This is a genomic window from Streptomyces sp. NPDC048417 (assembly GCF_040651615.1).
Classification (GTDB): domain Bacteria; phylum Actinomycetota; class Actinomycetes; order Streptomycetales; family Streptomycetaceae; genus Streptomyces.
In genome coordinates, this window is record NZ_JBEZKI010000019.1 from 48,484 (window position 1) to 62,794 (window position 14,311).

The 14,311-nt window shown below is 71.4% G+C and carries 12 protein-coding genes and 1 tRNA gene; 5 read left to right on the forward strand and 8 right to left on the reverse strand.

Features of this window, described 5'->3' with window-relative positions:
- Positions 1 to 45: 45 nt before the first annotated feature.
- Positions 46 to 777 (reverse strand): hypothetical protein, encoded by a 732-nt coding sequence (locus AB0D59_RS28455; protein ID WP_362571055.1) that lies wholly within the window; start codon positions 775 to 777, stop codon positions 46 to 48.
- Positions 778 to 824: 47 nt separating this feature from the next.
- On the opposite strand from AB0D59_RS28455, the gene AB0D59_RS28460 reads away from it, so the two are divergent.
- Positions 825 to 1,013, forward strand: a complete 189-nt coding sequence (locus tag AB0D59_RS28460) for a DUF5703 family protein (RefSeq protein WP_046732800.1) — start codon at positions 825 to 827, stop codon at positions 1,011 to 1,013.
- A gap of 104 nt (positions 1,014 to 1,117) precedes the next feature.
- On the opposite strand, the gene AB0D59_RS28465 is transcribed toward AB0D59_RS28460, so the two are convergent.
- From AB0D59_RS28465 to AB0D59_RS28475, 3 genes are all read right to left on the reverse strand, one after another.
- On the reverse strand, positions 1,118 to 2,083 hold the full coding sequence (locus AB0D59_RS28465) for a chaplin (RefSeq protein WP_362571058.1): 966 nt from the start codon (positions 2,081 to 2,083) through the stop codon (positions 1,118 to 1,120).
- 134 nt (positions 2,084 to 2,217) lie between these two features.
- On the reverse strand, positions 2,218 to 2,451 hold the full coding sequence (gene chpH, locus AB0D59_RS28470) for a chaplin ChpH (RefSeq protein WP_362571061.1): 234 nt from the start codon (positions 2,449 to 2,451) through the stop codon (positions 2,218 to 2,220).
- 145 nt (positions 2,452 to 2,596) lie between these two features.
- Entirely contained in the window at positions 2,597 to 3,922 is a 1,326-nt protein-coding gene (locus tag AB0D59_RS28475; RefSeq protein ID WP_362571064.1) for a M20/M25/M40 family metallo-hydrolase, read from the reverse strand.
- Positions 3,923 to 4,133: 211 nt separating this feature from the next.
- On the opposite strand from AB0D59_RS28475, the gene AB0D59_RS28480 reads away from it, so the two are divergent.
- Positions 4,134 to 4,221: transfer RNA gene (locus tag AB0D59_RS28480), tRNA-Leu, on the forward strand.
- A 53-nt stretch (positions 4,222 to 4,274) separates the two neighbouring features.
- On the opposite strand, the gene AB0D59_RS28485 is transcribed toward AB0D59_RS28480, so the two are convergent.
- Complete coding sequence (locus tag AB0D59_RS28485; RefSeq protein WP_362571067.1) at positions 4,275 to 4,511, reverse strand: DUF397 domain-containing protein; 237 nt, start codon at positions 4,509 to 4,511, stop codon at positions 4,275 to 4,277.
- Between the two features lie 3 nt (positions 4,512 to 4,514).
- Complete coding sequence (locus AB0D59_RS28490) at positions 4,515 to 5,381, reverse strand: helix-turn-helix transcriptional regulator (RefSeq protein WP_352220058.1); 867 nt, start codon at positions 5,379 to 5,381, stop codon at positions 4,515 to 4,517.
- A gap of 241 nt (positions 5,382 to 5,622) precedes the next feature.
- Between AB0D59_RS28490 and AB0D59_RS28495 the strand changes: the two genes are divergently transcribed.
- The 3 genes from AB0D59_RS28495 (at position 5,623) to AB0D59_RS28505 (ending at position 11,807) form a co-directional block, all read left to right on the forward strand.
- Positions 5,623 to 6,066 carry an ATP-binding protein gene (locus AB0D59_RS28495; RefSeq protein ID WP_362571070.1) on the forward strand — a complete coding sequence of 148 codons (444 nt, stop codon included), beginning with the start codon at positions 5,623 to 5,625 and terminating at the stop codon, positions 6,064 to 6,066.
- Between the two features lie 420 nt (positions 6,067 to 6,486).
- Positions 6,487 to 10,356: a Pls/PosA family non-ribosomal peptide synthetase gene (locus AB0D59_RS28500; RefSeq protein WP_362571073.1), complete on the forward strand. Its 3,870-nt coding sequence runs from the start codon at positions 6,487 to 6,489 to the stop codon at positions 10,354 to 10,356.
- Positions 10,357 to 10,433: 77 nt separating this feature from the next.
- A complete protein-coding gene (locus AB0D59_RS28505) occupies positions 10,434 to 11,807 on the forward strand; it encodes a M1 family metallopeptidase (RefSeq protein ID WP_362571076.1) in 1,374 nt (457 codons plus the stop codon).
- A 21-nt stretch (positions 11,808 to 11,828) separates the two neighbouring features.
- On the opposite strand, the gene AB0D59_RS28510 is transcribed toward AB0D59_RS28505, so the two are convergent.
- Together AB0D59_RS28510 and AB0D59_RS28515 are read right to left on the reverse strand one after the other, a co-directional pair.
- Positions 11,829 to 12,719: a peptidoglycan-binding protein gene (locus tag AB0D59_RS28510; RefSeq protein ID WP_362571079.1), complete on the reverse strand. Its 891-nt coding sequence runs from the start codon at positions 12,717 to 12,719 to the stop codon at positions 11,829 to 11,831.
- Positions 12,719 to 14,272, reverse strand: a complete 1,554-nt coding sequence (locus tag AB0D59_RS28515; protein ID WP_362571082.1) for a DUF6519 domain-containing protein — start codon at positions 14,270 to 14,272, stop codon at positions 12,719 to 12,721. The genes AB0D59_RS28510 and AB0D59_RS28515 overlap by 1 nt, the downstream gene beginning before the upstream one ends.
- Between the last annotated feature and the right edge of the window lie 39 nt (positions 14,273 to 14,311).

Consider the following 14,311-nt stretch of genomic DNA (forward strand, 5'->3'; position numbering starts at 1 on the left):
CCGGCCGGCCTGAAAGCCCGCAAGGCACCGCCGGTCACCGCAGGGTCAGCGTTCGGCGTCCAACGGCTCCAGGTCCTCGTCCTCGTCGAGGTCGAGGTCGTCGTCCAGCTCGTCCGCGTCCACGCTGCGCCCGGTGTCCTCGCCGTCGTCGCCGTCGTCGCCGTCCTCGTCGTCGAACACCGCGCTGACGTCGAACCGGCACACGACCCGCTGCGGATCGACCCCCTCGAACGGGGCCTCCAGCCACTCACCGGGCTCGGCCTGCTCGTCCGCCGCGGTCACCCACAGTGTGGAGTCGCCCTCCTCCAGGCCGAACTCCTTGTGCCGGGAGGCGATCTCGTCCGGCTCGAACTCGCCGAACAGGATCCCCAGCGCCCCGTGGATCGTGCCGGCGGCGTCCTGGTCCGCGCCGGGACCGTCGTCGTACTCCGCCGCCTCCACCCGCTGGGCCTGCGCCAGCAGCCGCTGTGGTTCCGCCACGGCGTAGTCGCGGCGGATCAGCACGCTGATCGCGTTCGGTTCCTCGGGCCCCGCATACGGTGGCAGCGAGTCCTCGGTACCGGGGATCTCGAAGGGGGTGACCTCGTCATAGCGGTCGTAGAGCAGCTCGTCGTAGACCTCGGCGGCCGCGGCCAGCTGGTTGAACGCCTCGTAGACAGCCGGGTCGTCCTCCCCCGACCTGCGTTCGACCGCGGCCAGATGGCGGTCGAGCGCGGTCTTGACCGCCTCGGCGGCGGCGCGTACCTCGGCAGCGGTGGGCTGCGCAGCATCAGACATAGTGCAGACGCTATCCGTACCGGGCACCAGCCCGCACAATAGATGCGATGCCGGAATACGAATTTGTCGACGTGTACGTGCCTCGCGGGGTGTCCCGCAAGGAGGCGACGCGCCTGCTGACAGACCATGCCGAGTACGGACACTGGGAGTTGGACCGACTGAGCCTCATGCGAGACGGCAGCCGCAGGGTGCGGTTGCGCCGGCGGATCATCCGCCAGGTGCGTGCCACATGGTGAGACTCGCCGAATGACGGAAGGGGCCCCGCATCGACGGGGCCCGCTCCGTTCCACGCACCGCCGCCGGGGGCGCCCCCTCTGAGAGGTGCGTCACGGTCCGTGCGCTACGCCGAGGCGCGCGCCTTGCGGTACAGCACCGCGCCCGCGAGCAGCGCGCCGGCGCCCGCCGGGAGCGCGAGGCCCGGCGGCAGGTCACTGCCGGTGTGCGCGAGCTGCGCGGCGGCCGGCCCGGGCTGGGTCACCGAGAGGCTGCCCAGCGGGTCGACGAGGGGGGAGCCGTGGGTACCGGTCGTGACGGTCCCTCCCCCGGAGTGACCGGGCGGCGTACCGGGGTGCTGGCCCGGGTTGCCCGGCTGCCCAGGGTGTCCAGGGGTTCCTGGCTGACCCGGAGTCCCCGGCTGACCCGGCTTCCCGGGCGGGTTGCCGCCGTGTCCGCCATGTCCTCCGTGCCCGCCGTGCCCGGGAGGGGTCCCGTGTCCGTGCCCCCCGTGTCCGGGCGGCTGCGTGTGGTGACAGTCTCCGGAGTGGCCGGAGCCGCCGGAATGTCCGGAACTCCCGCCGTTCGCACACTCGTCGCCCACGGCGGCGTTGCCGATCCCGATGACGTTGACGCTGTTCCCGCACACGTTGACCGGAACGTCGATCGGCACCTGCACGGTGTTGCCCGAACCGACCCCGGGCGAGCCACCGGTGTGCCCCCCGGCGTGCGAGCCGCCGTGGCTTCCGTGCCCACCGCCGTGCCCCGTGTCTCCCCCGTACCCGCCGTACCCGCCGTGGCCGCCGTGGCCGCCATGGCCGCCATGGCCGACGGAAGCACCGCCCCCGCCCCCGTGGTTGGCGCACTTGTTGCCCATCGACGGGTTGAGGGCGCCGACGACGTTCACGGTGTTGCCGCAGACGTTCACCGGAACGTGCACCGGCGCCTGCACCGTGTTCCCGGAGAGCACACCGGGTGAGTCGGTGGCGGAGCCGGTGGCTCCCGAGTCGGCATGGGCGTAGCCGCCCGCCGCGGCGATCACGCCGGTCGCCGCGGCCACTGTCATGAGGCCCTTACGGGTGCCCTGTCGCATCTCTGAATTCCCCCCTGCCTTGGATCCTGAACTGTTGCATTTCTCGCGGAAAGAGCCCGCGAAAACCGGTCGGCCCCGGAGCGCATGGCGCGCGCTCCGGGGCCGACGGAAAGACGCCCCTCAGGGAGTGGGCGTCACTTGTTGACGCAGGTGTTGCCGAAGGCGGGGTTCAGCAGCCCGATCACCGAGATCGTGTTGCCGCAGACGTTCACCGGGACGTGCACGGGAACCTGGATCACGTTGCCGGAGACGACACCCGGGGAACCCACGGCAGCGCCCTGGGCACCCGAATCGGCGACAGCCAGGCCCGCACCCGCGAGAACCAGACCACCAGTGGCAGCCGCAGCAGCGACGACCTTCTTGAGCATTATTCCTCCTTGTTGGCAATACGATCCCAAGTAGCGGATCGCATTAGATGTAACGAGGAGGGAGTAATGGAGCTACGAGCTTATCGTCGCATTCACTCTTTTCAGTCGATCTCGCACAGCCGCCCGATTACCTGAAGCCAGGGCTTCACGACGCGTCGATGAAGCGGTCGAGCACCCGCACGCCGAACCGCAGACCGTCCACCGGCACCCGCTCGTCCACGCCGTGGAACATGCCCGCGAAGTCCAGCTCCGGCGGCAGCTTCAGCGGTGCGAAGCCGAAGCCGCGGATGCCGAGGTCGTCGAAGGACTTGGCGTCGGTGCCGCCGGAGAGCATGTAGGGGATCGCCTTGGCGGTGGGGTCCTCGGCCAGCAGCGAGGACTGCATGGCCTCCACCAGCGCCCCGTCGAAGGAGGTCTCCAGCGCCTTGTCGGAGTGCACGTCCTCGCGGACCACGTGCGGGCCGAGGATCCGGTCGAGGTCGGTGAGGAACTCGTCCTCGTGACCGGGCAGGAATCGGCCGTCCACGTGCGCGGTGGCCTCACCGGGGATGACGTTGACCTTGTAACCGGCGTTCAGCTGGGTGGGGTTGGCGGTGTTACTCAGGGTCGCGCCGATGAGCTTGGCGATGCCGCCGAGCCGGGCCAGCGTCGACTCCATGTCCTCCGGGTCCAGTTCGGTGCCGAGCGCGTCGCCCAGTTCGTCGAGGAAGGCCCGGGTGGTCTTGGTGACCCGTACCGGGAAGCGGTGCCGGCCGAGCCGGGCCACGGCCTCCGAGAGCTCGGTGATCGCGTTGTCGCGGTGGATCATCGAGCCGTGCCCGGCGGTACCGGCCACCTTCAGCTTCATCCAGTGCATGCCCTTCTCGGCCGTCTGGATCAGATAGAGCCGGCGCTGCTCGTTCACCGTGAAGGAGAAGCCGCCCACCTCGCTGATCGCCTCCGTGACGCCCTCGAAGAGGTCCGGGTGGTGGTCGACGAGGTGCCGGGCGCCCCAGGTGCCGCCGGCCTCCTCGTCGGCGAGGAACGCGAGCACGATGTCCCGGGGCGGCTTCCGGCCGCTGCGCAGCCGGTCCCGCACGACCGCCAGGGTCATCGCGTCCATGTCCTTCATGTCGACCGCGCCCCGGCCCCACACGCACCCGTCGGCGATCTCGCCGGAGAACGGGTGGTGGGTCCAGTCGTCGGCGTTGGCCGGTACGACGTCGAGGTGGCCGTGGATCAGCAGGGCGGGCCGGGTCGGGTCCGCGCCCTCGATGCGGGCCACCGTCGAGGCGCGGCCCGGGTGCGACTCGAAGATCTTCGGCTCAAGGCCGACCTCGGCGAGCTTCTCGGCCACCCACTCGGCGGCCTTGCGCTCGCCCGGCCCGGAGTGGTCGCCGTAGTTGCTGGTGTCGAAGCGGATCAGCTCGCGGCAGAGGTCCACGACCTCGTCCTCGCCGGTGACGCTCCTGGCCGTGTCCGTCTCGCTCACGCTGCTTCCTTCCGCTGTCACTGCCGGCCGGTTCCTGTCATCCTCTCCGTCATCCTCTCTCCCTTCCCGCTCCGAGCCCAAGACGGGCTCCGGTCCGTCACACGCCGTTCACGCCGGCCCGCCCCCGGAACAGGGTGTGATCGGCCACCTCCGAAAGCCTGGTAATGTTTCCTCCGTCGCCGCGAGGGCAACCCCGCACGACAGACACCTTGTCCGGGTGGCGGAATGGCAGACGCGCTAGCTTGAGGTGCTAGTGCCCTTTATCGGGCGTGGGGGTTCAAGTCCCCCCTCGGACACCACGAAGAAACCCCTGCTGAGCAGGGGTTTCTTGGTTTTCGGGGCGGTGTGCGGGTCAGCCGAGGCGGCCTATTCGGCCGTTCCCGGGGTTCCCGAGGGGCACGGCCGAGGTGAACGCGGAGAGTGCCGCTCGCCCCAGCAGCAGCGCGGGCCCGTGGGGCCGCTTGCTGTCGCGGACGGCGACCGTCGCCCCGTCGACGATCCCGCATTCCACGCAGTCGGACTGTGATGCGGACGCCGAGGACTTCCACCAGGTCACCGGCAGAGTCGACGCGTCGTCAACGTGCTTCATTCGCTATTCGTTCTTCCTTATCTGGGTGATCAGTTCCACCGACGCCTCGACGGACTCGGCGGCAGACGTGAGGCGTTGCCACGCGGCCCGGTGCGTGGAGACCCGATCACGTTCCTCGATGTACAGGGCGGAGGTCAGCCCTTCCTGGTGGACGACGTCCAGGTCCGTGTGCGGACCGAAGCCCAGGATGCTGAAGGTGCCGGTCAGCCCGGCGTGGAGGGGGGCGTCCGAGCGCAACACCTGGATGTTGATGTTCGGACGCCGCCCCATCGTAAGCAGGCGCCCCAACTGCTCGTACATCAGGGCGGGATCCTCGGTGGTGCAGCGCAGGGCCTGTTCGGAGATGATCGCCCAGAGCGCCAGCGGGTCGCTGTCCCGGGTGAGGACGGCCTGGCGTGCCAGCCGTACCTCGACCAGTGCGTCGACCCGCGCCTCGACCGCCTCGGACATGGCGGTCGCCCGGATGATCTCGCGGGCGTACTCGGCGGTCTGGAGCAGTCCGGGGATCATCCCCAACTGCCAGGTGGACACCGTCTCCGCCTCGGCCTCCAGACTGATCAGGTCCTCGTACACCGGTGTGAGGACACCCCGGTACGAGTGCCACCAGTCGCGGCGGCCGCCTTCCTTGGTGAGTGTGATCAGGGCCGCGCGCAGTTCGTCGCTCACGTCGCGGCCGAGTGCGGTGTACAGGTCGAGCAGCGCCTGGATGTCCGCTGCCTTGGGGGCGGTCTTGCCGGTCTCCATCCGGGACAGCTTCGAGGAGACGAACGCGCCTTCGGAGTGCTCCGCGACCTCGTCGAGGGTGAGTTCGCCGCGCAGTTCGCGCAACTTCGCACCGAGTCGTCGCCGGCGCACCGTGGGCGTGCTCACGGATTCCCCCTTCTGTCCGGTGAACTGCCCGACAGTCTGCCGTGCCACCCCCACCCTCGCCACCGGCTCGCAGCTTGTGCCGCAACTCTCCCGCAGAGGTGCGCAATTTTTCACATCACGTGGAACGTATTGCGGTTGACTGTGTCGTGAAGGCACCATGAATCCGGGAAATACGAAAGTGACCGCACTCGCATGGCGAACCACCGTGCCTGCGTTGGGACATGCCCGTGAGGGGATCTACATGATCGAACGCCAGCGGAGCACCACGACCGAAACCCGTGCACTGCAAGTCGCCCCGCCGCCCGTCCTGTTACTGGCCAGCGAGCCTCAGTCCGCCAGGGCGGCACGGATGTTCGTGAGCGACTTCATCACCCATCACACACCGGATGCCTCCCGGGACCACATCGAGGCCGTCGCGCTGGTCACCTGCGAGCTGGTCACCAACTCCCTGCGGTACGAGACCGACCCGGACGACCCGGTCCGTCTCCTCATCGACACCGACGGCTCCCGGACCCGGGTGGAGGTGCACGATCCGCTGAACCACCACCCCCGGCTACGGCCCATCTCCGTCGAACGCGACCGCGGACGCGGTCTGCTGATCCTGGACGCGCTGTGCTCCGGCCGCTGGGGCGTGGGCAATCTGCCCTGGGGCAAGTCCATCTGGGCCGAGGTCACCGCCGCTTGAACAGCGCCGTCTGAACCGCGCCGCCCGCACCGTACCGTCCGATCCACACCGCCCCCCACGGCGACAGCCGGTTCCGCGGCGAACTCCCCTCCCCGCCGCGGCGCCGGCCGTCGTCGTGTGCGCGGTCGAGCCTGTGGAGTCGGCCCGCCTCGCGCGCTGTTGGCCCTTCTTACGCTGTGTTGACCCGGCTCACGCTGTGTGTCTCATCTCTCGTCACGTCCGGAGAAGGCCTGGTCAGAGCTGACTCAAGATTCAACAGACCGCCCCGAACGGCCACTTTCCAGTGGCCACACGATGAACGGGAGCCTAGCGTCGTACTAATATTTCCGGCTTGTTACCCAGCCGGAGCCGGACAACCCCAGGCAGACCTGAGGACCCGCCGGCGCCCCGGAGGTTCCGGGAACGAGACGCGAGGACCGGATGGCAGCGATTGGCGAGAGCAGTGCTCTCGGCTTGCTCGACGAAGAGATCCGCGAGGAGTTCGGGAACACGGCACGATTCTCGGCGGGAGCCGCGGCGTCGCCGCGCACGCTCGTGGACGTGTTCGAAGCGACGGTACGGGCACACCCCGACGAGCCCGCACTGGACGACGGTACCGCCCAGCTCACCTACCGCGCACTCGCGGTCGAGGTCGAGCGGCTGCGGCGACGGCTCCACGAGGCCGGGGTCGGGCTCGGCGACCGCGTGGGCGTGCGGGTGCCGTCCGGGACCAACGATCTGTACATCGCCGTGCTCGGCGTGCTCGCGGCCGGTGCCGCCTATGTACCCGTCGACGCCGAGGACCCGGACGAGCGGGCCGCGCTGGTGTTCGGGGAGGCCGCGGTCGCGGCCGTTCTCGGCGCCGGGCCGGCGATCGACGTACGGAACCCCGAGGCGGGCAACGCCGCCCGGCGGCCCGGCGTCGAGCACGACGCCTGGATCATCTTCACCTCCGGTTCCACCGGCAAGCCCAAGGGCGTCGCCGTCACCCACCGCAGCGCCGCCGCCTTCGTGGACGCCGAGGCCGCCCTCTTCCTCACCGAGGAGCCGATCGGACCCGGCGACCGGGTCATGGCGGGCCTGTCGGTGGCCTTCGACGCCTCCTGCGAGGAGATGTGGCTGGCCTGGCGCTACGGCGCCTGCCTGGTCCCCGTACCCCGCTCCCAGGTCCGCAGCGGCGCCGATCTCGGCCCCTGGCTGGTCGAGCAGGAGATCACCGTCGTCTCGACCGTGCCGACCCTGGCCGCGCTCTGGGAGCCCGAGACGCTCAACGACGTCCGCCTGCTGATCTTCGGCGGCGAGGCCTGCCCGCCCGAGCTGGCGCAGCGGCTGGTCACCGAGGGCCGCGAGGTCTGGAACACCTACGGGCCCACCGAGGCCACCGTCGTGGCCTGTGCCGCCCTGATGACCGGCGAGGAGCCGATCCGTATCGGGCTGCCGCTGAACGGCTGGGAGCTCGCCGTCGTGGACGACGCGGGCGTGCCCGTGGCCATGGGCGAGAGCGGCCAGCTGGTGATCGGCGGGGCCGGTCTGGCCCGCTACCTCGACGCCGAGAAGGACGCGGAGAAGTACGCGCCGCTTCAGTCCCTGGGCTGGGAGCGGGCGTACCGCAGCGGTGACCTGGTGCGCGCCGACCGCGAGGGGCTGGTGTTCCTCGGGCGCGCGGACGAGCAGATCAAGCTCGGCGGTCGCCGGATCGAACTCGGCGAGGTCGACGCGGCCCTCCAGGCGCTGCCCGGCGTCGCGGGCGCCGCGGCGGCCGTACGCACCGCCCGCAGCGGCAACCAGCTGCTCGTCGGCTATGTGGTCACCCAGGACGGCTGGGACCAGGCGACCGCCGTCGAGAAGCTGCGTGCCGAGTTGCCCGCGGCCCTCGTCCCGCTGCTCGCGCCCGTCGGGGAGCTGCCCACCCGCACCTCCGGCAAGGTCGACCGCAACGCGCTGCCCTGGCCCCTGGAGGGCCTGGAGACGGCCGGCAAGGCCGAGCAGCTGTACGGCACCGAGGCCTGGCTCGCCGAGCAGTGGACCGAGGTCCTCGGCATCCCGGTGGCCGGCGCCTCCGACGACTTCTTCGCGATCGGCGGCGGCAGCCTGTCCGCCGCCCAGCTCACCACCCGGCTGCGCACCCGCTACCCGAGCGCGGCCGTCCTCGACATCTACCAGCAGCCGGTGCTGCGCACGCTGGCCCGCCACCTGGAGGAGTCCGCGCAGGACGACAGCACGCCGCGGACGATCGCTCCGGTGCCGCACGCCGCCCAGCTGGTGCAGCTCATGGTGCTGCTCCCGCTGTTCACCCTGCTCGGACTGCGCTGGACGGTCGTCCTGGCCGCGCTCGGCAACGTGCTGAGCGGCTACGGCTGGCTGCCCACCGCGCCCTGGTGGCTGGTGGCCGTCGGGGCCCTGGTCCTGTACACCCCGCCCGGCCGGATCGCGATCGCCGCCGGTGGCGCGCGGCTGCTGCTGCGGGGTGTGAAGCCCGGCCGGTACCCGCGCGGTGGCTCCGTGCATCTGCGGCTGTGGACGGCGGAGCGGCTGGCCGAGTTCACCGGGGCGACCGCGCTGACCGGGTCCTGGCTGGAGCGGTACGCGCGGGCGCTGGGCGCCAAGATCGGTCCCGAGGTGGACCTGCACTCGCTGCCGCCGGTCACCGGCCTGCTCAGGGTGGGGCGCGGCGCGGCCGTGGAGTCCGAGGTGGACCTGTCCGGCCACTGGCTGGACGGCGACCGGCTGGTGATCGGCCCGGTCCGGATCGGCGCCCACGCGGTCGTCGGGACGCGCGGCATCCTCTTCCCGGGCGCCCGCGTCGGCAAGCGCGCCGAGGTGGCCCCCGGCTCGGCGGTCACCGGGCAGATCCCGACCGGCCAGCGCTGGGCCGGCGCCCCGGCGGTCAAGCTGGGCAAGGCCAAGCGGAACTGGCCCAAGCACCGGCCGCAGCGCGGCACCTACTGGCGGGTGATGTACGGCCTGACAGGCGTCGGGCTCAGCGCGCTGCCCGTGCTGGCGGGGGCCGCCGCGCTGCTGGTCGCCGGGCGTCTCGTGGCTCCCGGGGACGGCCTGGCCGAGGCCCTGCGGGGCGCGGCGGTCGCCCTGGTGCCGGCCACCCTGGCCTTCGGGCTCGTGTACGCGCTGCTGATCCTGGTCGCCGTACGGCTGCTCAGCCTGGGCCTGCGGGTCGGCACGCATCCGACGCACAGCCGGATCGGCTGGCAGGCCTGGACGGTCTCCCAGCTGATGGACCGCTCCCGGGACACCCTGTTCCCGCTGTACGCCGGTCTGGTCACGCCCGTGTGGCTGCGGCTGCTCGGGATGCGGATCGGGCGCGGTGCCGAGGTGTCGACCGTGCTCGCGCTGCCGAGCCTGACGACGGTCGGCGAGGGCGCGTTCCTGGCCGACGACACGCTGACCGCGCCGTACGAGCTCGGTGGCGGCTATGTGCGGATCGGGCGCGCGGAGATCGGGCGGCGGGCGTTCCTCGGGAACTCCGGGATGACCGCGCCGGGCCGCAGTGTGCCGGACGGCGGTCTGGTGGGTGTGCTGTCGGCGACGCCGAAGAAGGCGAAGAAGGGCACGTCGTACCTGGGGCTGCCGCCAGTGAAGCTGCCGCGCAGCGCGTCGGACGGTGACCAGAGCCGGACCTATGAGCCGCCCGCGCGGCTGCTGTGGGCGCGCGCTCTGGTGGAGCTGTGCAGGATCGTGCCGGTGCTGTGTTCGGTGGCGCTGGCCGGGCTGACGGTCGCCGCGCTGTGTGCGCTGGGCGGCTGGGCGCCGGTGCTGTCGGGGCTGGTGCTGCTCGCCGCCGGTGCCGTCGCGGGCCTGGTGTCGGTGCTGGCCAAGTGGCTGCTGGTCGGGCGGCACCGCAGCGGGGAGCACCCGTTGTGGAGTTCGTTCGTGTGGCGCAACGAGCTGGCGGACACCTTCGTCGAGGTGCTGGCGGTGCCGTGGCTGGCCGGCTCGGTTCCGGGAACTCCTTTGATGACGGCCTGGCTGCGCGGCCTCGGCGCGGGCATCGGCAAGGGCGTCTGGGTGGAGAGCTACTGGCTGCCGGAGACGGATCTGGTCACACTGGAGGACGCGGCCACCGTGAACCGCGGCTGTGTCCTGCAGACTCACCTCTTCCACGACCGGATCTTGCGGACGGATACTGTGGTTCTCCGTGAGGGCGCCACACTGGGCCCTGGCGGGATCGTGCTGCCCGGCAGCACGATCGGGGCCCGTACCACCCTGGGTCCCGCGTCGCTCGTCATGGCGGCGGAGTCGGTTCCCGACGACACCCGCTGGCTCGGCAACCCGATCGAGGCATGGCGTCCCTGAGCGCGGGCCGTTCGGTGGCCGCGGGCATCGGTGCACCGAGAGACGGTTCGAGCACAGCGCAGGGAGCGAACGCGGAAGTGGCAGTGCAGCAGTCAGCGGGTCCGGACCCGTACTTCCCGGACAACGGCGATCCCCGGTACCGGGTGCATCGCTATGAGCTCACGCTGGACTACCGGCCCGGCCCCAACCGACTGTCCGGCTCGGTCCGGATCAACGCCATAGCGGGCCGGGCGGCCCTGCCCGAGTTCCAGCTGAACCTGGCCGACTTCAAGATCGGCCGGATCCGGGTGGACGGCCGCCAGCCGCACTGGACGCACCGGGGCGGCAGGCTGCGGGTGAAGCCCAACAAGCCGCTGCGGGCCGGGGCCGCCTTCACCGTGGAGATCCACTGGTCGGGCAACCCCAGGCCGGTGAACAGCCCGTGGGGCGGGATCGGCTGGGAGGAGCTGACGGACGGCGCGCTGGTGGCGAGCCAGCCGGTCGGCGCGCCCTCCTGGTTCCCGTGCAACGACCGGCCGGCCGACAAGGCGTCCTACCTGATCTCGGTGACCTGCCCGTCCGCCTACTCGGTGGTGGCCGGCGGCCGGCTGCTGACCCGGACCACGAAGGCGTCCACGACGACCTGGGTGTACGAGCAGGCGGCTCCGACGTCCAGCTATCTGGTGGGCCTCGCGATCGGCAAGTTCCAGACGGTGCTGCTGGGCGACCCCGGCTTCGGCGGGATTCCGATGCACGGGCACATACCCGCGCAGCTGCTCCCGGAGTTCTCCCGAGACTTCGCGCGCCAGCCGGCGATGATGGACCTGTTCCAACGGCTCTTCGGCCCCTACCCGTTCGAGGAGTACGCCGTCGTCGTCACCGACGAGGAGTTCGATGTCCCCGTCGAGGCCCAGGGGTTGTCGCTGTTCGGCATCAACCACGTGGACGGGGCGCGGGGTTCGGAGCGGCTGGTGGCGCACGAGCTGGCGCACCAGTGGTTCGGCAACAGCGTGTCCATCGCCGACTGGCGGCACATCTGGCTGAACGAGGGACTCGCCAAGTACGCGGAGTGGCTGTGGTCGGAGCGGTCCGGTGGCCGCAGCGCCCAGCAACTGGCGGCCGTCGCACACCGGTTGCTGTCCGGGCTGCCGCAGGACATCCGGATCGCCAACCCGGGCCGCAAGGCGATGTTCGACGACCGGCTCTACGAGCGCGGCGGGGTCACGATCCATGCGATCCGCTGTGCCCTCGGCGACGAGCGGTTCTTCCACATGCTGCGGGCGTGGGCGGGGCTGCACCGGGGCGGGGCCGTGACGACCCCGATGTTCACGGCGCATGTCAACCGGTTCGCGGACGAGCCGCTGGACGGTCTCCTCGACGCCTGGGTGAACCGCACGGCGCTGCCCGCGCTGCCCGTGCCGGCCGTGCCGACGCGTCCGGCGCAGCCGCCCACCAACGCCGAGTCGGCGTAGGCGGGCCGGCCGCGGCCGGGGTCAGCTCGCCGGCACCTTCAGCTTCTCCCAGCTGGTCCGGCCGGGGATGCCGTCGGCGTCCTTGCCCTTGAAGCCGAGCTTGTGCTGCCAGGCCTGGTACGACTTGCGGTCGGCGTCGGTCCACTCGGGGCTCGGGCCCTCCTCGTAGCGGCCGCAGCCCTCGGCGATCAGGCGCCTGCCCATCGCGGTGACGAGCGGGGACTTCTGGCCGACGTGGAAGAAGCCGCTGCCCGGGAAGGGCGCGTACCGGGGCTTGGACGGCGGCTTCGGGTCCGGGTCCTTCGTGCCTGAGCCGCCCTTCCCGGCCAGCCGCTCGGCGATCCGCTTGCGCATCCCGTCCATGGTGAAGCCGCGCGGGTCCTGCTTGCCCGGCTGCCACTCCTTGTGGCCGATGACGGACCGCTCGCTCCAGCCGTGGTGCCGGCAGATCGCCGCCGACACCTTCTCGATGGCCTCCTTCTGCGCCTCGGGCCAAGGATCCTTGCCGTCACCGAGGTTGATGCACTCGAAGCCGTAGAAGTGCCGGTTGCCGTCGGTGTCGGCCTCGTTGTCGTGCGGCAGTTTCGTCTCGTCGACCACCGCCCGCAGCACATCGCTGTCACCCAACCCGGCGTGGTTCGCGCGGCCGTTGCCCACGAGGTGGACATGGCCCTGCTTGTCGATGACGCCGTGGCACAGCGGTCCCGGCAGCCCGGAGTAGCCGTTGTAGCAGATGTTCACCGAGCTGTCGGTGCCCGAGGTGACGGTGTGGTGGATCATCACGCCGTTCACCGGGCCCCAGGGGCCCTTCGTATTGCGGTTGTGGTGACGCCAGTCGCGCACCTCGTGGACCGTGAGGCCCTCCGCGCGCAGGATCTCCAGGAGCTTGGACCCGCTCATGGGGGTGGCCATCAGTTGTCTCCCTCCACCGGCACTTCCGCTTCCGCTTCCGCGGTGGTCTGCGACCTCCCGTGGGACGGGTCCTCGGCCGCCACCTCCTCGCGGCGCGCCCGCTCCTCCGCGGCCAGGGCCGCCCTGTCCGCGGCCGGGATGCTGCTGGCCAGCGGCCCGAAGGCGAGCCGCAGGTCGACGGCGCTCTCCTCGCCCTTGACCAGGGCGAGCGGGGCGAGGTGCCGGGTGATGCCGGCGGGGCCCTGGAGCAGCGGGCGGCGCGCCCGGTCCGTCGGCCACTCGACGCTGCCCGTGGCGGTGCGGGCGGGGATCAGCCAGTGGTCGCCGGTGCGGTAGGAGCCGCCCTTGGCGAAGTACACCTCGACCCCGTCCTCCAGCGGCAGCCACTCCCCTTCCGTGACCGGCACGGCACAGGCCTTCAGCGAGGTCGCACGCCCCTTGTGCCTCGGTCCCCCGCGGTGGTCCCAGCGCCGCAGGAACGGGTTGAGGTCCGGCAGCCGCCCGACACCCGCGGCGGGCTCGGCGGAGAGGCGGACCCGGCGGCCGGGCAGGTCGAGCTCCTCGACTCGCAGCAGCGGAAGGGCTTCCAGCCGCGAGGAGTACGCGGTGTCCGTGAACTCGACGTGGTCGCCGACGTCGAGGTCGAGCTTGTCGTCCTGGCCGAGAGAGGCCAACTGCACCCAGGTGCCGTCGAGTTCGTCGACCGGGAAGACCACGGACCCGTTCTCCCGGGACCACTTGAAGGTGGCGTCCTTCGCCTCGCCGCCGGCGTGCACCTCGACGCGGTAGAGCTGGTTCTCCGGGCCGCGGTAGCGGGCGTCGGGCCTGACCAGACAGGGGTCCTCGTCGGCGTGGTCGGGCCGCTCGCTGCGGGCGGCGAGCCGGGCGGCGGACAGCGACCGGCGCTGCGCCCACCTCTCGAAGGCGGCGCGGACCACTTCCCTCGACGGGTCGGCGTCCTCGATCGCCAGCTCCGCGAGGGACAGCGGCAGTACCTGCCAGACCACCTTCACCCGGGCCGCCGTGTCCGGCATGGCGGCGCCGAGGGCGACCTCGCGCAGCGCCGGGTCCTCGGCCGCGCTCACCGCCCGCTCCCACACGTCCAGATAGACCACGAACGGCGACTGGGCGGGCGAGGGCAGCCGGTCGCCGGGCCGCTCCGGGTCGCGGAAGGCGTCGGGCTGGTCCCAGTAGGTCCAGTACGCCGGCGGGGCCGCGGTGTCCTGTTCCTCGGCGTCCTCGTCCAAAACGGGTACTCCCGGCGCGGGCCGGTCGGCGTCGACCAGGATGCCGTCGACGTAGTAACGGCCCCCGTGGATGTAGAGGGTGTCGATGTCGTGCTTGCCGCCGACGTACTCGATGCGGAAGCCCGCCGCGTCGCGCGGGCCGCCGTAGCGGCCGATCAGGTCGGCCGCGAGGGCTCGGGCCCGGTGCAGCTGGATGGCGGTCTGCTCGTTGGCGTCGGCGTCGAGCTGGACGCGGCCCTGCTGGGCGATGACCGCGGAGTAGTGCCGCTCCGGCCGGAAGGTGAGTCGGGAGAGATCAGCGTGCATGAAGGGGGTCCCCCTGGTTCGGGAAAGTGCGGGTAGGGC